The organism is Synechococcus sp. R55.3, from assembly GCF_047461975.1.
Lineage (GTDB): Bacteria > Cyanobacteriota > Cyanobacteriia > Thermostichales > Thermostichaceae > Thermostichus.
In genome coordinates, this window is sequence record NZ_JANSIG010000036.1 from 1 (window position 1) to 20,607 (window position 20,607).

Genomic DNA, 20,607 nt, shown 5'->3' on the forward strand with positions numbered 1-20,607 from the left:
GGTAGTAATCCGTACTGAACATATTATACATTATTTTCAGTATAGTTGAGCTTATTATTGACTAGAGTCATGCTCCTCTGCCATGCGCTGCCCCAGACGACCACCCCCAACCCCTCTTCCACCCTGGGAGAGGAAATGCCTGCTCTAGGGGATCCGGGTCCGCAACAGTTCAAGTGGGCTAATGGGGGATCCCCCTCGAGAGGGGAGAGACTCAGCTCAGCAATATCTGTGCCTAGTCAAAGCAGAGGGCTAGTGTTAAGGAATCTAAAGTAAAGTTGAGCTTTTGATATCACTGTTGCCGTCTTGTTACCGAAAGCGCTATCGTCTAAGCATCAAAGCTTTTTTCAAAGCTGCTTTATGGGCCCTGGAGGAGCGATCCCTCTGGGGCTTCTTCCATCCGGCTGCAGCTGAGAGGGCAAGGGATGGCTTTATGGGGTAGGGATCACTCCTCGGCGGACGGCAGGCCCCAGGGCGTGGCTGCCGATGTCAGAACGATAGTAGGCCTTGGGAAACTGCACTTGCTCCACAGCTGCGTAGGCTTGGCGAAGGGCCTCGGATAGGGTTGCCCCTTGGCCGGTAAGACAGAGAACGCGCCCGCCATCGCTCAGGAGCTGCTTGCCTGCCTGGCGGGTACCCGCATGAAACACCAACGCCCCCGTGGTGGCAGCTGCATCCAAGCCGGATATGGGGATCCCTCGCTCGTAGGCATCGGGATAGCCTGGGGCTGCCATCACCACGCAGGCGGCATAGCCGGGTTTCCATTTGAGCTGGATTTGGGCCAGCCGTCCTTCTATACAGGCCAGCAGCACCTCGTCCAAAGGGTTTTCCAGCAAGGGCAGGATGACCTGAGCTTCGGGATCCCCAAAGCGGCAGTTGTACTCCAACACGTAGGGATCCCCACTGGGCGTGATCATCAAACCGGCATAGATCACCCCCTGGTAGCGGATGCCCCGCCGTTGCAAAGCCTCCAGGGTGGGATCCAGGATCTGGGTTTGGATGCGGGCCAACCCTTCTGGAGTGACCAGGTGATCCGCAGGGGCATGAGCTCCCATGCCGCCGGTGTTGGGGCCAGTATCGCCCTCGCCAAGGCGCTTGTAGTCCTGGGCAGGTGGCAGCGGCACACAGATCTGGCCATCGGTTAGAGCCAAAACCGACACCTCCTGGCCGGGGATAAACTCCTCGATCAGCACCTGATCGCCCGGCTTGGCCAGGGCTGCTTCCAGGGCTTGCACGGCTTCTTCCCGGTTTTGGGCAACGGTTACCCCCTTGCCGGCAGCCAGTCCATCTTTTTTGATGACCACTGGGAAACTCTGGGAGTCGAGATAGGCCACAGCGGCAGATAGCTCAGCAAAGCCGGTAGCGCGAGCAGTCGGGATCCCCGCCTCTTGCATCAATTGCTTAGCCCAGAGTTTGCTGCCTTCCAGTTGGGCAGCGGCGCGGCTAGGCCCGAAAATGGGCAACCCTGCTGCCTGGAAGGCGTCCACGATCCCCTGCACCAAGGGCAGCTCTGGCCCCACCACCGTCAGGCGGATCCCTTGTACGGTAGCAAACCGCACCAGGCCTTCAATGTCGGTAGCCGCCAAAGCCACGGATTGACAGCGGGGCAGCTGCTGCATGCCGCCGTTGCCGGGGGCACAGTAGATCCGAGTAACCTGGGGAGACTGCAACAGCTTCCAGGCCAGAGCGTGTTCTCGCCCCCCAGATCCGATGACCAGAGCCTGCATGGTGTGCTATTCCGCTGTTTCTAAACCCAGCTTGCCTGTTTTCCGAACATCCCCCATTAGACCATGTTCTTGTACCATTTCTGGGGTGTTGGCGCACTCCGGTCAGTGGACGGCGAGAGAACGGCCCCGCCAAGTCCAGTTGCGGCCGGTGGTGGTGCGGATGGCCGAAGCCAAGATGATGGCCGCTGTCGCCCAACCCCCCACTGCCGTTAGCCACCAGTAGCAGAGGGGCAGATGCGCCCAATGCCGGAGCAGAAGCCGGATGGCCAATTGGGCCAGGATCCCTGCCAAGCTGGCCAACAGCACCTCCAGGGATCCCGTAGCCCCAGCCAGGATCACCCCCAACCAGGGCAAGCTGCAAATCCCCAAAACCGTGACCATCGCCAACACGGCCAAGGCCCAGTTGCGCTCCAGGCCCAGGAACCAGTTTTTGGTCCACCCTTCCCAAAGGGCAGCCCCGTTGGCATACATGCGGCTGCGCACCCGCGGCCCTCCCAGGCAAATTTGCAGGCCCAACCCCTGGGCTTTGATCCGTTGCCCCAGGGCCACATCCTCGATCACCACATCGGCCACTCCGGCATGCCCGCCAACTTGCTCGTAGGCAGAGCGCCGAAACAGCAGGAAGGGACCAAAGGCAAAGGCTTTGGGGTTGTCGGGATCGTTCACGGCGGCAAAGTTGTAACCCACCGCCAGGATGGTCATCATGATGGGTTGCACCAGCCACTCCGCCAGGCAACCGCACACCAATTGCGGCCCTACACTCACCAAGCCGCTGCCGCTTGCCAGCAAATGTCCTAAGGCCGCTTCAATGGCACCGGATCCCAGCCGCACGTCGCAATCCAGAAACAGCAAGTAGTCGGCTTCTACGCGGGCGACGGCTTGGGCACAGGCCCAGTTTTTGCCCACCCACCTTTGGCCTTTGGGACGGGGATCCCCCTTGAGCAGGTGTAGGCGCGGATCTTGCCGTTCGGCGGCCAGGGCTTGCGCCAACTCCCAGGTGGCATCCGTGGATTCATCGTCCACCAACCACACCTGTAAAGGGGCAGAGGTGCTGTCCAGAATGCTGCTCAGGCAGCCCACCACGTTCTCGGCCTCGTTGTAGGCGGGCACGATCACCGCCAGCCGCTCCATCCCGGCCGCGATTTCCCCTGCCTGTTCCGCCGGGGGATCCCTCAGCCAGGGGGAAGCCCGCAACGCTCGCCTCAGTTGCAGAGCCACTAGGGCAATCGCCAAAGCTGTTAAGGACAATACCCCCGTTAGGATTTCTCGGATCCCCACTCCTGCTTCCCTCGTTGTTTAGATGTGCTCAGGAACAGATTCCCACCTCTAATGCTCTAGCTCTGGGATGGCCCAATGATTTTCTAGGCAGACAAAACCCCCTCTACGATATCGCCATAGGGCCGGGGAAAGATTAGCCAGACCTGGCGCTGGGTTTCCACCAAGGCACGCACCAAAGGGGAAAGATGGGCAATTTCTTCATAGCCACGCTCGGTTTTGAGCTGGATCCCTTGGTCATAAAAGCTATAGCCCTGGACATGGGCAGAGCGGATGCCCAAGTAACTCTCAGGATCCAGCCCGTCCTGCAGCATTTTGGCCTGCACGGCGGCCACCAGGGTTTGGCGTTGTTCCTCAGACAACTGGGTAATGTTGCGGGCCTTGAACAAATCCCGCTCCAAGTAGCGCCGCGACAGATCCGCCAAGATGGGATCCTTCCCCGACATGGCCCAGAGGCGCATGGGGTAGCTGAAGATGATATCGTCGGCAGCCAAGTAGAGGGGGAGCGGCAACTCGAAGGGATCCCCTTTTTGAGCCGCCAGCGAGGCCCAGCACCAAGCGCTGAGGATGGGATCCAGCTCAATCTCCCCCCTTTGCAGGAGCGCCTCTGCCCGCCTGAATAGCCGCTCCAAGATAAAACGGGCACAGAGGCTCTTGGGGTGCTGGTACACCTGGGTGTACATGAAATAGCGCACCACCAGGTAGTGCTCGATGGCCCCCAGGCCTTTGCGGGCGGGGATGGACAGGGATCCCGTCTCCGGGTCATAATCCAGCACCGTTAGGATGCGATCCAAGTCCAGGTGGCCGTATTGGGCACCCGTGAGCAGGCTATCCCGCATCAGGTAATCGAAGCGGTCGCAGTCCAGTTGGCTGGAGATGAGTTGCCCCACCAGCGGCAGGGGAAACTGCTTCTGCAGCACTTGCTGCATCTGGGCCGGCAGTTGGGAATCAAACTCCGCCAGCAGCGTCCTCACCTGGGGATCCTCCCGGAGAATGCGGGCCGTCCAAACCTCGTGCCGGCAGCCGAAGATCTCTTCCCCGGCATGGCTAAAAGGGGCATGGCCAATGTCGTGCAGCAGAGCCGAGGCCAAGGTTACCGCCCGATAGGGACGCAGCTCCGGGTGGCGATGGGCCAATTTGTCGAACAGCCGCCGCGTTACCTGCAGCACCCCCACCGAATGGGTAAAGCGGGATCCCTCTGCCCCGTGGAAGGTAAAAAAGGCCGTGTCCAACTGGCGAATGCGGCGCAGCCGCTGAAAGGCCGGTGTATCGATCAGGCGAATGAGCAGAGCCTCAACCGCGTCCCCTCCATTCAGGCTGATGGCGCCATGCAGGGGATCGTGGTAGGTGCGGGACTTGCAAAACCGTAGCGGCATACTCCCACCATACCTCGCCAATTTTGGGATCCTTGGCTAGCCTGTCTGGGGGTGCTTCCCGCCTCGCCCTATCTATGCCCGCTTTCCCATGCCTCTCTCTGCAAAGGATGCCAGCACCCGAACCCCAGAAAACTCGACTCCAAGACAACAAGACAGCTGGGTGTTCCTCCTCTCCCTGCTGATTTTGATACTCAGTTTGGGGCTAACCGGCTGCTCTGCCAGTTCTGGATCCCCTGTTGTGCCCAGCCCACCCACCCTCACCCGCTACGTTGCCCTGGGAGCCAGCGATGCCGTTGGCTACAACGCCTCCATTTCCTGTGATGGCCCAGCCAACGCCGCCAGCACTCGACCCCAGCGCTCAGAGCCGTTGGACTGCCCCAATGGAACGGGCTATGTGCCCCGCCTGGCCCGGTCTTTGCCGGCCCCGGTTGAGCTAGTCAATTTGGGCCGTTCGGGAGCGGTGCTCAGCCCCGCCATTCAAGCCCTGAGGCAGGGGATCCCGGCCAATTTGCTGCAGGACCAAGTGCCGCGCATTCCCCCCGATGCCACCCTGATCACCATTTGGGTGGGCGGAAACGATACCAACGCCATCGCTCTGGCGGCGGCTCAACGGGCTCTCCAAGGTGAGGATCCCTTGCCCTTCGTCGATCAGCAGATCCGACAATTCGCCGCCGATTACCAAACCCTGCTGCAAGCGGTGCGTGCCCGTGCCCCTCAAGCTCGCCTGGCGGTGGCCAACCTGCCCAACTTCGCCCTGATTCCTCTGGGTCAGCAGCAACCCAGCAGCGTGCGCCAACTGCTCTCCCTGATCTCGGTTGGCCTCACGCAACGGGCCATCAACCCCTTAAGCCAACAGGGGATCCCAGTGGTGGACTTGCTCTGCGATCCCCGCTCCTACCGACGCGAGTCCTTCTTTCCCGGCCCGCTGGCCGACGGCTTTCACCCCAACGACCGGGGCTACGCCGATTTGGCCGATGCCTTCTTGAGCGCCCTTCGGCAACCGCTCCCTCCCCAAACCCGCTGCCCTCCCTTTAGCGAGGTGGGATCCCTGCAATGGGATGCGGCGGCAGAGTCCGCCCTCCGAGGTTTTCTCGCAGATGGATACAAGCCGGCACAATAGGAAGGATCCCTGCGCTCGGCAAGGGATCCCAAAGGCGCTCAGAGGATCCACCCATGGAAAACGGGCCAGTTTTAGGAAGCAGCTACCGCTGCCGAGGAACGCCGCCGCCGGCCCAGAGCACCCGCTACCGGCTCCGGTTGGGTTTCCACACCCAAAGAAGGCCCAGACTCCTCTTCAGGAGATTGCACAAAAACCGCCACCGTGGGCCTGCCGGGCAATTGTTCTCGCAAGAAACGGCGCACCACCCGCTCCACTTCGCCCTTAAGGCCGGCCCAGTCGATGTCCAGGCTGCCCCGCTCCAGCGAGCGAGCAAATTGGGGCCACGCTTGCCGAAGGGTGTTCTCCAGAAGGGGTTTCAGGTCGGATCCCTTGAGTTGGTTCCCTTCCCCCGCCAAGCCAAAGGTTTGCACCTGTGGGGTGCAGAGCAACTGGCCACTGCCGTCCAGGCTGATCACCACCGTCACCATACCGTCTTTGGCGATCTGCTGCCGCTCCTGCATCATCTCATCCATCACCACTCCATCGTGGGAAGCGGCGATCATCTGTAGGCCAGAGGGGACGCGGCCCGTGATGGCAATGCGCTCCCGGTTCACCTCCACCACATCGCCGTTGTCGATGATTACAATGTTTTCCCGCGGGATCCCCATGCTCATGGCGGTTTCGGCGTGCTTGACCAGCATGCGGTATTCCCCGTGGGTGGGGACAAAGAACTTGGGGCGGGTGAGGGCAATCATCAGCTTTTGGTCTTCCTGGCAGCCGTGGCCGGAAACGTGCAGGCCCTTGTCTTTGCCGTAAATGACATTGGCTCCCAGCTCCATTAGCTTGTCAATGACCCGCGAGACTGCGATCGTGTTGCCAGGGATCGGGTTGGCCGACCACACCACCGTGTCTCCTGGCTTGATTTGCAACTGCGGGTGCTCACCGTTGGCGATGCGGGTAAGAGCAGCCAGCGGTTCTCCCTGGGATCCGGTGGTGAGGATGATCACCCGGTCATCCGGCAGGCTGTTGATCACATGCATTGGCTGCAGCGTCTCGTCCCTGCAGCGGATGTAGCCCAAGCGCCGCGCATGAGCCACCACGTTTAGCATGGAGCGGCCCAGCAGAGACACCACCCGACCCTGCTGTTCGGCAATCTGCAGCACCAAGTTGAGACGATGTACCGAAGAAGCAAAGGTGGTGATGATCACCCGTCCCTTGGCTCCGGCAATGGCCTTGGTGAGACCGGGCACCACTGAGGCTTCAGAGGGGGTGAACCCCGGCACTTCCGCGTTGGTGGAGTCGCTGATCAGGCAGAGCACTCCCTTTTCCCCATGTTCGGCCAACCGCTGCAGGTCGAAGTACTCCCCATCCACGGGGGTATGGTCGATCTTAAAGTCGCCGGTCTGAATAATGACGCCCACAGGCGTGTGCAGAGCCACCGTAAAGCTATCGGCAAACGAGTGGGTGTTGCGAATGAATTCGGCAAAAAAGTGCTTGCTCAGGGGAACGATTTCGCGGGGGCCCACAGGGCGCAGCTCTGTGCGGTTGAGCAGGCCCACCTCCCGCAGTTTCTCTTCCAGCAACGCCAGCGCCAATCTGGGGCCGTAGATGACCGGAATATCGAACTCCCGCAAGTGATACGGGATCCCGCCGATGTGATCTTCATGGCCGTGGGTAACCACCATCCCCCGCACTTTGTCGCGGTTTTGCTTGATGTAGGTCATGTCCGGCAGTACGATGTTCACGCCGTGCATGCTCTCATCGGGAAAAGCCAAACCGGCATCCAAGAGGATGATGTCATCCTCGTAGCGGAAGGCCCATGTGTTTTTGCCGATCTCCCGCTCGCCGCCCAGCGGAATCATCTGAACGGAAGAGGTGGATTGTGGGGTTACAGAACGAGAAGCAACTGAAGAACGTGGTGTTGGCATATGGGTTTAGATCCTCAACAGTAAAAAAACAAAAACAGAAATGGGCACAAGCTATCCCCAACAAGGCTGTGGGTGAAAGCTGAACTCAGCCGCCGCAACTTATTTGCTTCCCAAGCTGGGAAAGAGCTTTTCGGGGAAAAAGCCACTTACCCACAGGTCAAACGCCACAAAAGAGCCCCTTGCAAACCCTTAAAAACCCCGGCCATAGCGGAAGCAAAACCGAAAAATGCAATCATGAAACTTTTGTCGCCATTCGCTCGGATCCCTTTGATTCAGCCAGCAGGCCCATCTCTTCAAGCACCTGTCGCAAAACCTGCAGAGAACTGGGCTGTAGAGGCGCTAGGGGAAGGCGCGCCCGACCCACTCGCCAACCCTGCATCTCCAATGCGGCCTTAATCGGAACTGGGTTGGTCTCGATGAATAAAACCTTGAACAACGGAAACAGGCGTAGGTGGTGGGCCAAAGCTTGATCGTGTTGCCCCCTGATGTAGCTCTGGATCAGCTCCTGCAACTGCAACCCAACCAGGTGGCTGGCTACACTGACCACCCCGCTCCCCCCCAAAGATAGGAGCGGCAACGTCAGAGAGTCATCCCCTGAATAGATGGCGAAACGCGAGGGAGTGAGTCGCCGAATTTCCGAAGCTACATCCATCATACCACTGGCTTCTTTGATGGCGACAACCGTTTCCAATTCTGCTAATTGGGCTACAGTCTCCGGCTGTAAACTGGCCCCTGTCCGACTGGGAATGTTGTAGAGCAAGATGGGCAGGTCACTGGCTTGGGCGATGGCCTTGAAGTGCTCATAAAGGCCGGCCTGGGTAGGCTTGTTGTAGTAGGGCACCACCTGTAAAGAGCCGTCTAAACCCAATTGAGCGGCCTTTTTTGTGGCTTCAACGGCCTCACGAGTGGAGTTGGATCCCGTCCCGGCGATCACCTTAGCCCGACCGGCTACGGCATCTCGCACCACGCGGAACAGCTCATACTCCTCTTGCCAGGTTAGGGTGGGAGATTCGCCTGTGGTGCCACAGACCACCAAGCCGTCACTGCCGTGGGTTGCCAAGTAATCGGCCAAACGAGCGGCCTCATCGTAGTTAAGCTCCCCCTCATCAGTAAAGGGGGTAACCATGGCCGTCAGCACTCGACCGAAGTTCACCGATTGCTTCTCCCCATCAACCACACCAATCCGACGATTAACCGGGCGACCCAGATGAGACCAGTTTGTTTTTCCATCATACCTGCCTTTGCGTTAGGGATCCCGCTTGCCTGCCCTGCCAAGGCCCAGTTTGTGCCTCACCCGGTTGCCACAGGCTGGATAAAAGGGAGATAACAAAGAAGACAGACCGTTTGAACACGGAATGTATAGCCATTTGCCAATCCTGCCCCTACCTTTGGGGGGAGCAGCCTTTCTACCGACACTTGAGGATCCCTATGGACGCCCTAACTGCCCTGAAAGAGCGCATTTCCGCCGACAAATTGGATCGCAGCCGCCGTTTATCGGAAGCGGAGATCCGAGAGCTGGTGGCTTATGCTACGGAAGCTCCTTCTTCCTTCAACATTCAGCACTGGCGGTTTGTTGCGGTCACCGACCCGGAAGACAAAGAGCGCCTCAAATCTCTGGCCTACAACCAACAGAAGGTGGCGGATGCATCGGTGGTGTTTATCATCCTGGGGGATCTGCGGGGGTATGAGAAACTGCCTGAAATTGTGCAAAGAAGCGTTGCTGCCGGGATCCTCCCCCCCGAAAAAGCGGAAGGCTGGGTGAACATGGCCCAGGCAACCTATCTCCACAATCCCACCTTGGCGCGGGATGAAGCGATTCGCTCTGGGGCGATGGCTGCCATGGCGCTGATGATCGCGGCTCAGGCCAAGGGTTTGGTGAGCGGGCCGATGATCGGCTTTGATCCGGAAGGGGTAAAGCGGGAGTTCGGCATTGCCGACCGCTACGTGCCGGTGATGCTGCTGGCGGTTGGATATGCGGCAGCGGGTAACCTGCCGCGCAAGCCTCGCTTGGGGGTGGATGAAGTTCTGGCCTTTGGGCGAGGGCGGGAGTTTTAGCCCCAGACTCAGGTGGGATCCCTGTCGCCCTCTCCTGGGCTCCTACCGGCATCAAGCCTTGAGAAAATGAACCAGCTGTTGCAAGCGATCCCAAGCGGCACCCCTGGCGAGAATCTCGCGAGCTTGGGCGATCCCGGCTCTCCAATCGGGGGCCACTCCGGCCACCTGCAGGGCCAAAGCAGCATTCAAGGCCACCACATCCTGCTGGGCAGGCGTCCCGGATCCCTGAAGGACTTGGGCGAGGATGGCGGCATTTTCCGCCACATCCCCCCCCTTGAGAGCTTGGGTGGGTGCCAGGGTCAGCTCGTAATCTGCAGGGTTCAAGACTTCCGTCCGTACCAGCCCACCGGACAGGATGCCCAGATCGGTGGGTTGCTCCAGACCGGCCTCGTCGAGACCTTCGCGGCTGTGCAACACAATGGCCCCTTCCCGTCCCAACAGGCGCAGGGCCTCTGCCATTACCGGCACCAGCTCCTGGGCGTAAACCCCGATCACCTGGCGGTTGGGATAGAGGGGGTTGACCAAGGGCCCCAACAGGTTGAAAATGGTGCGAACCTTGAGGGCCCGCCGATAGGGGATCACCGCCCGCATGGCCGGGTGCCACTGGGGAGCAAACAAAAAGGTGATGCCCACTTCCGCCACAGCCGCCCGCACCCGCTCTGGCTCAGCCCCCAAGTTCACCCCCAGGGCCTCCAGCACATCCGCCGAGCCGACCTTGCCAGAGGCCGAACGGTTGCCATGTTTGACCACCGGGATCCCGGCTGCACTGACCACAAAGGCCACCGCCGTGGAAATGTTAAAAGTGCTGGCCCCATCGCCGCCGGTGCCACAGGTATCCACCAGGAGAGGCAAGTCCAGCGGGGATCCCAGCGAAGCCCGCTGTAGCACTCGTGCCATGCCGGCCAGTTCACCAGCGCTGACCCCCTTGGCTTGCAGAGCCGCCAGAATCGCCCCCGACACCACATCTGGCACTTGGTTCTGGAGCCAACCGTTCATCAACTGTTCAGCTTGGGCTTCGCTGAGAGATTGCCGATCCAGCAACTGCCCCAAAAGCTGTGGCCAAAGGTCAGCCGTTTCCGTCATGGGTCGGGATCCTGGGTGTCAGCGGGTACTTATAGTAGCGTATCTAGTAGCGTATCCCGCCTCTGGGTCACTTGCCTCGTGCAGGTCGGGCCATGCTGATGGTTGGTATAGTGGGTTTGACCTGAGCCGTTTCCGGCCCTAGCAGGGTGCGCTCCATTCTTCTCTTCCCTCCCGGAGGTTGTGATGAACCCTCCAACTAACCCAAGGGCTTGCAGCCCGCTTGCACGAGCGGGAGCCTTTGCCCCCATCCATGTTGTGGGCGGGGGGTTGGCGGGGACAGAAGCTGCTTGGCAAATTGCCCAGGCAGGGTTGCCTGTCATCCTTTCGGAGATGCGCCCCGTGCGTCAGAGCCCGGCCCATCACACCGATCAGTTGGGGGAGCTGGTGTGCAGCAACTCCTTTGGGGCTGCAGCCAGCGATCGGGCGGCAGGGCTGCTCAAGGAAGAACTGCGACAACTGGGATCCCTGGTGATCGCGACGGCGGATTGCCATGCAGTGCCGGCAGGAGGGGCATTGGCAGTGGATCGGGCCCGCTTCAGCCAGGCTCTCACGGAAGCCATTCAAAACCATCCCCGCATCACCCTGCGTCGGGAGGAGGTGACGGAGATCCCGGAGGGCATTGCCGTCCTCTGTACCGGCCCTCTGACCAGCGATCCCCTGGCCAAGGCACTGCAAGCCTTTACGGGCCTGGAGTACCTGAGCTTTTTTGATGCGTCTAGCCCCATTGTTACCGGGGATTCGTTGAACCGAGCGGTGGTGTTTCAGGCTTCCCGCTACGACAAGGGGGAAGCAGCCTATCTCAACTGCCCCATGACGGAAGCGGAGTACGAACGGTTTTGGCGGGCGCTGGTGGAGGCGGAGCAGGCGCCCCTCAAGGATTTTGAACGGGAGGAGCGCAAGTTTTTCGAGGGCTGCTTGCCGATTGAAGAAATGGCGCGCCGTGGCAAAGACACCCTCTGTTTCGGCCCCTTGAAGCCGGTGGGGCTGGTGGATCCGCGCACGGGATCCCGTCCTTACGCGGTGGTGCAGTTGCGGCAAGAGGACAAAGCAGGGCAGCTGTGGAACTTGGTGGGCTTTCAAACCAACTTGAAATGGGGAGAACAGCAGCGGGTCTTTCGCCTCATCCCCGGCCTGGAACAGGCGGAGTTTGTCCGCTTTGGGGTGATGCACCGCAATACATTTTTGAATTCGCCCCAGCTTCTGTGGCCGACCTTGCAATTTCGTCGCCGACCCACGCTGTTTGCCGCCGGCCAGTTGGTGGGCACCGAGGGCTATGCCTGCGCGGTGGCAGGGGGATGGTTGGCCGGACAGAACGCCGCCCGCCTGGCTCTGGGGTTGCCCTTGATCACGCTGCCCCCCGAAACAATGATGGGATCCCTGTTTCAATTCATCAGCAGCGCGGATCCCAAGCATTTTCAGCCGATGCCGGCCAATTTTGGGCTGCTGCCGGATTTGGAGGGGCGCCAGCTTCGCAACAAGCAGGAGCGCTATGGCCGTTACCGGGATCGCGCTTTGGCTGCTCTGAGGGCGACTGGGTTGGTGCGCCAAGTGCAAACTGCCTAGGGGAGGCCCAGGCTGGAGCGTGTTACCAACGGTTGCAGTCCGAAGTCAAAGTCGAGATTGAGCGTTAGCTTGAAGTCGATAAGCCTTGCGAAGGCCGACGAAGACACGCTGTGAATATTCTGGTCGTCAATGCCGGTTCCAGCAGCCTCAAATCCTCCCTATTTCTGGCGGTTGAGGGAAGGGTGGAGGCCACGCCCATCTGGCAAGCCCAGGTGGATTTCACCTACAAGCCGGGGGAGGCCCTCATCCAGACCCGTCGGCGAGGCGGTGGGTGGGAACCTTTTCCCTCCGTTTCACCTGAGAGGGGGATCGGCCAATTGGCCCCGCTGTTTCAAAGCCTCTGGCAAGGGGAGGGATCCCTGCTCTCCCAGGCGGCTGAGATCGGCGGCGTTGGCCATCGGGTGGTGCATGGGGGATCCCTGTACCGGCAGCCTACCTTAATTACACCGGAGGTGGAGCGGGCGATCGAGCAACTGATCCCCTTGGCTCCGGCCCACAACCCTGCCGCGCTAGCCGGCATTCGTCTGCTGAGTCAACTGTTGCCCGGGATCCCTCAGGTGGCCGTTTTCGACACCGCCTTCCACCAGCAAATGCCCCCGGCAGCAGCCCTCTACCCCCTCCCCTATGCCTGGGCTGAACAAGGGATCCGCCGCTACGGGTTTCATGGCATTAACCACGAGCATTGCGCCCGTCGCGCTGCCGAGATCTTGAACCGACCCCTGGAAGAGTTGCGGCTGATCACCTGTCACCTGGGCAACGGCTGTTCGTTGGCGGCTATTCGCGGGGGCAGAAGCGTGGATACCACCATGGGCTATACCCCTCTGGAGGGCTTGATGATGGGATCCCGGTCGGGGTCGGTGGATCCGGGCATTTTGATCCATCAGTTGCGCCAGGGCATGAGCGTGGATGAACTGGATCGGATCTTGAACCGAGAATCAGGGCTGAAGGGCGTTTCCGGCCTAAGCAGCGATATGCGGGTTGTGTTGGAGGCAATGGAGGCAGGCCATGCCCGGGCGGAGCTGGCTTTCGATCTGTTTGTCCACCGTCTGCGCAGCCAGATTGGGGCAATGCTCATGAGCTTAGATCGGCTGGATGCGCTGGTGTTTTCTGGGGGGATTGGGGAAAACTCAGCACCGGTGCGGGCGGCAGCCTGTGCAGACCTAGGTTTTTTGGGGATCCAGATCGACCCGGTTTTGAATGCCGGATCCCCCCGCAACTGCGATATCAGCACCTGCGATGCTCCGGTGCGGGTTCTGGTGATCTCAGCCCAAGAGGACTGGTCCATTGCCACAGCCTGCCAAAGCCTTTTGCAAAGGGAATAAGCGAAGGATCCCAGGCCGCTGCTTGCCAGGTTCTCTCCTTTCTGCCCACTGGCTTGGTGAAGATCAACCTCGGACAATAAGCTCAAGAAAGAAGGTCTTTTGAGACTCCTTTGGGATCTTTTGGGGATGGAGAAGAGATGATGCAGCGGATACATGAACGGATCCCAGTGCTGGTGCTGCTGAGCAGCGCTCTGGTGGGGTGTGGGGGTACAACCGGCAGCAGCAATCTTCCGCCCCTGCCACCTCCCATACCTGCTCCGTCCCTCACCATTACCGATCTCTCCCCGCGCACCGTCTCGGTGGGGCAAACCCCGACCTTTGTGGTGTCTTTCCGGGTAGAAGCCCCTGCCGGGATCCGGGGTTCCAACGCCTTTTTGGCTTCCGTCACCACCCCACTCGGCAATTTCGTAACTCTGGGAGCTTTTGATGCCGCTCAGTTGCCCGGCTGCTTCGTTGGGGCGACCACCTGCACCGTTACAGGGCTGACCCTGACCCAGAATCGCTTTACCCTCACTCAAACGGGATCCCATCAGCTCACCATCAGTGTGTTCGATCGGCAGGAGCGGCTGGGCAGCGGCAGTTTCACATTTACCGGAGTGCTTTGAAAACGGTTTGGATAAAGACACAGAGGATACTAGTCTTGCAGGATCCCCAGAAACTCAAAACTCACTCTAGGCCCTATCTCTCAGGTGGATTTCTGAGGCTTCCGGCCAAGGGATCAGGCCACCTCGGTCAAACTTGAACGGCCTCGCCGTTCCTGAGGAGATCGAGTTTTGTTGCTTCAAATCGGGTGGGGATAAAGTCGAGTATGTAGTCACTCTAAACATCATGGTCTAAACATCATGAATGAAACCTTTCCGTCTGGCTCCCCTCTCCCTCTGGAAGAGGAGCTGAGAGTGGTCGCGGAAGCGGCGCGGAGCGTTTGGGCACGGTCTCCAGCAGGAATGTAACTCGGAGATCCCAACTCAGGTGATCCGGATCAGCGCAAGCCTTTGGTCAGGGGAGTAGGTTATAGTTATCCAAAAAGATAACAATTTTGACGAAAAAGACATCTTCTGCTTTCCCCAAGCTGACCTTTCGATATGCTGAAGCCGATCTAGGGAATGGAGGCGCTGAACGGTGGAGAATGGGATCGTGTGTCAACTCACTTTAGAATGGATCGAGGCCGACCGGCGCCGATCGCAAACGGTTTCGCCTGTTCCCTCCAAGCTGGTTACCATTGGACGGGATCCCAGCTGTGATGTGGTGCTCAATGACCCAACTCGCTCGGTCTCAGGAGTTCACGCCGGGCTTTATTTTGATCCCAAAACCTTAAACTTTCACATTCGCAACTTAACTCGGGATCGTTTGCCTCCTAAGCAGCCCAACCCTGTCTGGGTGAATGGCCGAAAAATAATTCAGGAAGAGCTTGCGCTTGAGGCCAATAGCCAAATTCAATTGGGGCGCGTTGTGCTGAGCGTGAAGTCCATAGAAGTTGCCAGGAAGAATCAGGGGGATCTCCTCAGCCGCGGCACTTTGGACGCCCTCAAGGTTAAGTGCAGCCGCCTGGAAAACCCTCACTACCTGCCCCCGGAATATCAGGGCCAGAATTGTCCCTACTGTGGGCATTTGGTTTTGAGCGCTACCTTGGTGATCCCTCCTCCAGAAGCTGGCAAAGCCCCACAACCTCCTCTCTAGAGGACCAACCCTTTCTATTCTTCTTAATTCTTCTTACAGATCCCAGTGGCTGATCCAAGTCCGTGGGGGATAGAAAAAAGGGATCCCGGACAAACCCCGAGGTGACCTGTGAGGTCGCGTTGTTCTGGGTTTTCTCAATGGCTCCATCATGATTTTTATAAAGGTGAGCAGAAGCTATGCAAATTCAACTGAGCTGGGAAGATCCCATCACCGAAGAACAGCAGGAGCTGATCTTTCCGTTGCCTCTCGCCTTGGGCAGAGAGCTGGCCCAATTGCCGCAGGAATGGCAGGGGCAAGAAGTGGCACGGGCTGTGTTTGCCAGCCAGGAGATCTCCCGTTACCACGCCCTCGTTTATCTCGGTGAGGATGGCCAGGTCATCTATGAAGATCGCAGTGCCAACGGCAGCCGCATCAATGGAGAAAAAATCCGGCAGGCACGCCGGGTGTTGCAGGGGGGGGAAGTGGTGGAGCTTGGCCCCTACAGCATCACTGTTGGTTTAGTCTCCCCCAGGGATCCCAATGCCACCCTTTTGACCGGCACCCATCGCGGTACCCCTACCCTCCTGCTAGAGCCTCGCACCGACCTGATTCGCCCGGCAACCCAACCCGACACTGCATTTGAGGTTCCCCCGGCTTCCACGGTGGTTTTCGCCCCAGAGCAGCTTCCCGAGGTGCGGCCTGGCTCGGATTTTCCGCCGCCGGATTTGTTTCGAGCTGAGCAAATTGCCCTGAGCGCCCTCAAAGCCACCGGACTACCTGTGGAAGAGACCCTCTATTTGGCCTTGGGCGGCGGTATCGGCAGCTTTGTCTGGGTGGATACCCTGCGCATCTACGGGGTCAGACCGGAACACATCCGCGTCATCAGCATTGCCCGCAAACCCTACGAACGGTATGAACGGCTTTTGACCAACTGCCAGATCCCCCGCTGGAAGCGAATTCGCTCTGGCTCCGATTCTTGTCCAGACAACATTTGGGGCTGGCCCGGCTATGCTCTGCGGGATGCTTGGCGTTCCTTTTTCTCCGGCCGATTGTTGGAAGCATTCGGCTTTTTGTGGCAGGTATTTAGTGAGCCCTTGTTGGCAGATACCTATACGCCGCGGGCGGGGGATGTATTTGCCTCAATGGATCGGGAGGCAGCCCGAATTGGTTGGGAGCAAATGTTGTGTTACGGCCATATTCGCGCCATTCGCAAAACGGAGGATGGGCGATATGTGGTGGCCTATTCGGCAACGCGGCCCGGCCATACGGATCACCGTTTTATGGTGGCCAAGTATCTCCATTTGGCAACTGGATATCCGGCCATCAAGTTGCTCAACGACCTGCAGGAGTTTCGCGAAAAAACAGGAGATTTGAGATCGGTGGTACACGGCTATGAGCCTCATGATCACGTTTATGAGCAGTTGGAGAAACAAGGTGGCACCGTCCTAATTCGGGGATTTGGGATCGTCGCCTCTCAGGTGATGGAACGCCTTTACGAAGCCCGCAAAGTCAACCCCCGCATCTCGGTGGTGCATCTGAGCCGTGCGCCCAAAAGCGGTAATCGCTTCGGACGAGCCAAACGGGCAGTGGATAACCATTGGGAGTTTCAGCCCTTCAACTGGCCCAAGGGCACTTGGGGAGGAGTTCTGCGGGCCAAATTGGAAGCGGCGACCCCCCTGGAACGGCGCGAACTGCTGGAAGCTTGGGGCGGCACCACGACAGCAAGTCGGCGGAAATGGCGGCGGATCGTGCGGCAAGGGTTGCGAGAGGGCTGGTACTCGATTGTGTTCGGCAAGGTGGAGTCGGTGGTTCCCGGCGACAAGGGTAAGCCGGTAACCTACATTCGAGGTACCCACAACAACACGCAATTAAAGGTGGAGGCCGATTTCGTTATCGACTGTACGGGTTTGGTTTCGGATCCCATGACCAATCCTCTCCTCAACGATCTAATTACCCACTACAACCTGCCCCTCAATCCTCACGGGCGCTTGCATGTCTCCAACGACTTTGAGCTGGTGGAGATGCGCAACCGGGATGGGCGAATGTACGCCGCTGGGATCATCACCTTGGGCGGGCCCTATGCGCCGGTGGATACGTTTTTGGGTTTACAGTACTGTGCCCATCGCTCGGTGGAACACCTGGCTCGACTGCGGGCACCGGGGGTCAAAGGCTTAGAAGGGATCCGATCCCTGTGGCAATGGTGCAAGTGGGCCCTAAACATCAGCCCCTAGCTTGCCGACATTGGGCAACGCTTCTGGATTTTGTGAGATGTTTTTGGTTATCAACGCTGTCCCACACGTAAAACATTGGCGGCACACCATGGCCATTCCCCATCGCGCTAGCCTCATGAAAGTGGCGTTGCGCTGAGCCCTAACTCTTCTCTACCAAAGGGAGAACGGATGGGGGTGAAGGCCAGAAGATTCTCTCAAACAGACCGGGAGCGAAATAGATCCTGATGATCTCGATAGGCAAAACTGCTGGAGGAAAAGATGACTCCGACCCTGATTGGCCGCTGGCAAACTCGCATTTTCTTATTGGCCACCGTTGGTGTTTTGGCAAGTTTACCCTTTTATTTTGGGATCACTGGACATGGCGGCAGCCTCACCTATTTTTGGGTGCTGTTCTACGTAGGTCTGTTTGGCTGTGTTTGGGATGTTGTTTATAACTACCTGATGGGGTGGATGTGGGATCACGATTGGCCTGGGATCCTTCAGCTTTTGGCCGGCATTTGGGAAGGGCTTTTTTTGGGTACAGTCTTGAAGGTGGTGGGTCTTCCTTATATCCCAACCCAACGGTTTGACTTGGGAGATTTTATTCTCCACTACAGTGTGGTCTGGGTTTGCCTTTACCTCAGCGCTTGGGTGGTAATGCGCATTTTGTTTCCCCGCTGGCGCTTTCGCGGTGGAGAGTGGCTGGGGCCATGGCCGCGCTCCGGCAGCTAGAAAGGGGATCCATTGCCGTTAGAATCGGGCTGGGAGACCTCCCCGGATAAGTCTGTGTTTTGATCAGGTCTGTACAGGCTGAGGGGAGTTGAAAAGTTGTTGCTGACCCAGATTTTTGCCCCATGCAAGCCTGTACCCTGATTGCCCGCGCCAAGATCAACCTCTACCTGGAAATCCTCGGATCCCGTCCTGACGGGTATTCAGAGGTGGCGATGGTGTTGCAGAGCATTCATTTGGCGGATCGCCTGCAGTTGAAGTGCCGTCCTCACGGGATCCACCTCACCTGCGATCGCCCAGAAGTGCCCACAGATGCCCGCAACCTTGCCTATCAAGCCGCTGAGCTGCTGCAAAAAGAGTGTCACTCTTCCGCCGGGGTGGAGATCCACATCGAAAAGCACATTCCGGTGGCAGCAGGCTTGGCGGGGGGCTCGGCTGATGCGGCGGCGGTTTTGGTGGGGTTAAACCAACTGTGGGGGCTGGGCCTGACGGTGGGAGAGTTGCAGAGCTTGGCAGCCCGTCTGGGATCCGACATTCCCTTCTGTATCCAGGGGGGAACGCAACTGGCCACTGGGCGCGGGGAAGTTTTGGAGCCGCTGGCCGATTGGGAAGGGATCCCTGTGCTGCTGGCCAAGCCCAAGCACCTGGGGGTTTCCACCGCCTGGGCCTATCAAGCCTTTCGTTCTCGTCAGGGGAGCTTGGGAGGGGATGCCCTACCCAAACCCACACTGCCCACCTTGCCGCAGGCGTTGGCGGCTCTCAGCCGTCAGGATCCGCCGGCGTTAGCCAGGAGTTTGCGCAATGACTTGGAACAGGTGGTTTTGCCGGAGTACGCGATTGTAGGGGAACTGCGCCAAGCTCTTCTCTCGGCGGGGGCCCTGGGATCCCTGATGTCGGGGTCAGGGCCAACGGTCTTCGGAATCATGCCCAGCCTGGAGCTGGCCGCCCAAGTGCGCAACACCCTGCGTCACCAGTTTCAGGATGTAGAGTTTTGGGTGACGCAGTTTGCCCCCACTGGGATTCTGCTGCAGCCGGATCCCTGTAGCCTCAGTCCTACCTAGGTTGTCGACTGGATGGGCTGAATGTGGGATCCCCACCAGCCTTCTCTATTCTTCCCTCTGGTTGGCATAGTAGGATGAGCACCTAAACTTAACCTTGCGTTCACAGACTGCTGGCTTTAGCGGTCAAGTTATCTCTCTGCTCTGAACCTCCCTCATGCCGCCCATCACCAAGATCCTGATCGCCAACCGGGGTGAGATTGCCCTGCGCATCATCCGCACCTGTCAGGAAATGGGGATCCGAACGGTGGCCGTTTACTCCACTGCGGATCAGAACTCCCTGCACGTCCAACTGGCGGACGAGGCTGTTTGCGTAGGAGATGCCCCGGTGGCCAAAAGCTACCTCAACATCCCCAACATCATCTCGGCAGCCCTCACCCGCGGAGCCACTGCCATTCATCCGGGCTATGGGTTCTTGGCGGAGAATGCCAAATTTGCCGAGATCTGTGCTGACCACAACCTAGTCTTCATCGGCCCCTCGCCAGAGGCGATGCGCAAAATGGCCGACAAAGCCACGGCCCGCGAAACCATGCAAGCGGTGGGGGTGCCGACCGTGCCCGGTAGCCGCGGGTTGATCACTTCGGATGAAGAGGCGGTGAAGCTGGCGGAGAAAATCGGCTATCCGGTGATCATCAAAGCCACAGCCGGCGGCGGGGGTCGCGGTATGCGGGTGGCTAAAGATGCCCAGGAGCTGCTGAAGATGCTGCGCACCGCCCAGGGGGAAGCCCAAGCGGCCTTTGGCAACGGCGGGGTTTATTTGGAGAAGTTCATCGAGCGCCCCCGTCATGTGGAGTTTCAAATCTTGGCGGATAGTCAGGGCAATGTGGTGCATCTGTACGAGCGGGATTGCTCCATTCAACGGCGACACCAAAAGCTGTTGGAAGAGGCTCCCAGCCCGGCTTTGACAACGGCTCTGCGCAGCCGCATGGGAGCAGCGGCGGTGAAAGCAGCCAAGGTGGTGAATTACGTGGGAGCGGGCACGGTGGAGTTTTTGCTGGATAAAAACGGCCAGTTTTACTTCATCGAGATGAATACCCGCATCCAGGTGGAGCACCCGGTTACCGAGATGGTGACAGGGCTGGATCTGATTGCCGAGCAGATTCGCATTGCCCAAGGTCAACCCCTCACCTTTCGCCAGAAGGATGTGGAACTGCGGGGCCATGCCATCGAATGCCGCATCAACGCCGAGGATCCCAAGCAGCAGTTTCGGCCTTGCGCGGGCACGATCAGCGCCTATTTGCCCCCTGGGGGGCCGGGGGTGCGCATGGATTCCCACATCTACACCGACTACACCATTCCCCCCTACTACGATTCGCTGTTGGGCAAGCTGATCGTCTGGGGGCCTAACCGGGCAGCAGCCATCCGCCGCATGCAGCGGGCTTTGGGGGAATGCGCCATCACTGGGGTGCCCACCACGATCCCTTTCCACCAGCAGATCCTGCGCCATGAAGCTTTTTTGAGGGGCGAAGTGTACACGGACTTCATTGCTCAGCATTTGATGCCGGGGTAGGGGCCGAGTCCAAGCTGGA

16 protein-coding genes are annotated in these 20,607 nt (G+C 59.1%); 10 read left to right on the forward strand and 6 right to left on the reverse strand.

Features of this window, described 5'->3' with window-relative positions:
• Positions 1 to 428: 428 nt before the first annotated feature.
• From purD to NW849_RS07320, 3 genes are all read right to left on the reverse strand, one after another.
• Positions 429 to 1,724 (reverse strand): phosphoribosylamine--glycine ligase, encoded by a 1,296-nt coding sequence (purD, locus tag NW849_RS07310; protein WP_414332286.1) that lies wholly within the window; start codon positions 1,722 to 1,724, stop codon positions 429 to 431.
• A gap of 102 nt (positions 1,725 to 1,826) precedes the next feature.
• Positions 1,827 to 3,002: a glycosyltransferase gene (locus tag NW849_RS07315; protein WP_414332285.1), complete on the reverse strand. Its 1,176-nt coding sequence runs from the start codon at positions 3,000 to 3,002 to the stop codon at positions 1,827 to 1,829.
• A gap of 83 nt (positions 3,003 to 3,085) precedes the next feature.
• Positions 3,086 to 4,375 carry an HD domain-containing protein gene (locus tag NW849_RS07320; protein ID WP_414349558.1) on the reverse strand — a complete coding sequence of 430 codons (1,290 nt, stop codon included), beginning with the start codon at positions 4,373 to 4,375 and terminating at the stop codon, positions 3,086 to 3,088.
• Between the two features lie 160 nt (positions 4,376 to 4,535).
• On the opposite strand from NW849_RS07320, the gene NW849_RS07325 reads away from it, so the two are divergent.
• Positions 4,536 to 5,495, forward strand: coding sequence for an SGNH/GDSL hydrolase family protein (locus NW849_RS07325; protein ID WP_414356924.1), 960 nt, complete (start codon positions 4,536 to 4,538; stop codon positions 5,493 to 5,495).
• A 71-nt stretch (positions 5,496 to 5,566) separates the two neighbouring features.
• Here NW849_RS07325 and NW849_RS07330 read toward each other — a convergent pair whose 3' ends face one another.
• Both NW849_RS07330 and dapA read right to left on the reverse strand, forming a co-directional pair.
• Positions 5,567 to 7,402: a ribonuclease J gene (locus NW849_RS07330; protein WP_414356925.1), complete on the reverse strand. Its 1,836-nt coding sequence runs from the start codon at positions 7,400 to 7,402 to the stop codon at positions 5,567 to 5,569.
• A 232-nt stretch (positions 7,403 to 7,634) separates the two neighbouring features.
• Complete coding sequence (dapA, locus tag NW849_RS07335) at positions 7,635 to 8,555, reverse strand: 4-hydroxy-tetrahydrodipicolinate synthase (RefSeq protein ID WP_414356927.1); 921 nt, start codon at positions 8,553 to 8,555, stop codon at positions 7,635 to 7,637.
• Positions 8,556 to 8,830: 275 nt separating this feature from the next.
• On the opposite strand from dapA, the gene NW849_RS07340 reads away from it, so the two are divergent.
• The gene (locus tag NW849_RS07340) at positions 8,831 to 9,457 is read left to right on the forward strand and encodes a nitroreductase family protein (RefSeq protein ID WP_414356929.1); all 627 of its coding nucleotides are present in this window, start codon (positions 8,831 to 8,833) and stop codon (positions 9,455 to 9,457) included.
• A 51-nt stretch (positions 9,458 to 9,508) separates the two neighbouring features.
• Here the strand turns inward: NW849_RS07340 and trpD are convergent, their stop codons facing one another.
• A complete protein-coding gene (gene trpD, locus NW849_RS07345) occupies positions 9,509 to 10,540 on the reverse strand; it encodes an anthranilate phosphoribosyltransferase (RefSeq protein WP_414356931.1) in 1,032 nt (343 codons plus the stop codon).
• Between the two features lie 183 nt (positions 10,541 to 10,723).
• On the opposite strand from trpD, the gene trmFO reads away from it, so the two are divergent.
• The 8 genes from trmFO to accC all read left to right on the forward strand — a co-directional run bounded on the left by trmFO (position 10,724) and on the right by accC (position 20,588).
• A complete protein-coding gene (trmFO, locus tag NW849_RS07350) occupies positions 10,724 to 12,103 on the forward strand; it encodes an FADH(2)-oxidizing methylenetetrahydrofolate--tRNA-(uracil(54)-C(5))-methyltransferase TrmFO (RefSeq protein WP_414356932.1) in 1,380 nt (459 codons plus the stop codon).
• A gap of 110 nt (positions 12,104 to 12,213) precedes the next feature.
• The gene (locus NW849_RS07355) at positions 12,214 to 13,425 is read left to right on the forward strand and encodes an acetate kinase (RefSeq protein ID WP_414356934.1); all 1,212 of its coding nucleotides are present in this window, start codon (positions 12,214 to 12,216) and stop codon (positions 13,423 to 13,425) included.
• 137 nt (positions 13,426 to 13,562) lie between these two features.
• Positions 13,563 to 14,030 (forward strand): hypothetical protein, encoded by a 468-nt coding sequence (locus NW849_RS07360; protein WP_414356936.1) that lies wholly within the window; start codon positions 13,563 to 13,565, stop codon positions 14,028 to 14,030.
• Between the two features lie 529 nt (positions 14,031 to 14,559).
• Entirely contained in the window at positions 14,560 to 15,102 is a 543-nt protein-coding gene (locus NW849_RS07365; protein WP_414356938.1) for an FHA domain-containing protein, read from the forward strand.
• A gap of 176 nt (positions 15,103 to 15,278) precedes the next feature.
• On the forward strand, positions 15,279 to 17,312 hold the full coding sequence (locus NW849_RS07370; protein ID WP_414356940.1) for an FHA domain-containing protein: 2,034 nt from the start codon (positions 15,279 to 15,281) through the stop codon (positions 17,310 to 17,312).
• Between the two features lie 258 nt (positions 17,313 to 17,570).
• Positions 17,571 to 18,023, forward strand: a complete 453-nt coding sequence (locus tag NW849_RS07375) for a hypothetical protein (RefSeq protein ID WP_011431474.1) — start codon at positions 17,571 to 17,573, stop codon at positions 18,021 to 18,023.
• Positions 18,024 to 18,145: 122 nt separating this feature from the next.
• A complete protein-coding gene (ispE, locus tag NW849_RS07380) occupies positions 18,146 to 19,081 on the forward strand; it encodes a 4-(cytidine 5'-diphospho)-2-C-methyl-D-erythritol kinase (protein WP_414356942.1) in 936 nt (311 codons plus the stop codon).
• A gap of 154 nt (positions 19,082 to 19,235) precedes the next feature.
• A complete protein-coding gene (gene accC / locus NW849_RS07385) occupies positions 19,236 to 20,588 on the forward strand; it encodes an acetyl-CoA carboxylase biotin carboxylase subunit (RefSeq protein WP_414356943.1) in 1,353 nt (450 codons plus the stop codon).
• Positions 20,589 to 20,607 lie beyond the last annotated feature (19 nt).

Coding starts and splice junctions, on each gene's coding strand:
- purD (WP_414332286.1), bottom strand. CDS start 1,724: ATGCAGGCTCTGGTCATCGGATCTGGGGGGCGAGAACACGCTCTGGCC.
- NW849_RS07320 (WP_414349558.1), bottom strand. CDS start 4,375: ATGCCGCTACGGTTTTGCAAGTCCCGCACCTACCACGATCCCCTGCAT.
- NW849_RS07330 (WP_414356925.1), bottom strand. CDS start 7,402: ATGCCAACACCACGTTCTTCAGTTGCTTCTCGTTCTGTAACCCCACAA.
- NW849_RS07340 (WP_414356929.1), top strand. CDS start 8,831: ATGGACGCCCTAACTGCCCTGAAAGAGCGCATTTCCGCCGACAAATTG.
- trpD (WP_414356931.1), bottom strand. CDS start 10,540: ATGACGGAAACGGCTGACCTTTGGCCACAGCTTTTGGGGCAGTTGCTG.
- trmFO (WP_414356932.1), top strand. CDS start 10,724: ATGAACCCTCCAACTAACCCAAGGGCTTGCAGCCCGCTTGCACGAGCG.
- NW849_RS07360 (WP_414356936.1), top strand. CDS start 13,563: ATGATGCAGCGGATACATGAACGGATCCCAGTGCTGGTGCTGCTGAGC.
- NW849_RS07370 (WP_414356940.1), top strand. CDS start 15,279: ATGCAAATTCAACTGAGCTGGGAAGATCCCATCACCGAAGAACAGCAG.
- NW849_RS07375 (WP_011431474.1), top strand. CDS start 17,571: ATGACTCCGACCCTGATTGGCCGCTGGCAAACTCGCATTTTCTTATTG.
- ispE (WP_414356942.1), top strand. CDS start 18,146: ATGCAAGCCTGTACCCTGATTGCCCGCGCCAAGATCAACCTCTACCTG.
- accC (WP_414356943.1), top strand. CDS start 19,236: ATGCCGCCCATCACCAAGATCCTGATCGCCAACCGGGGTGAGATTGCC.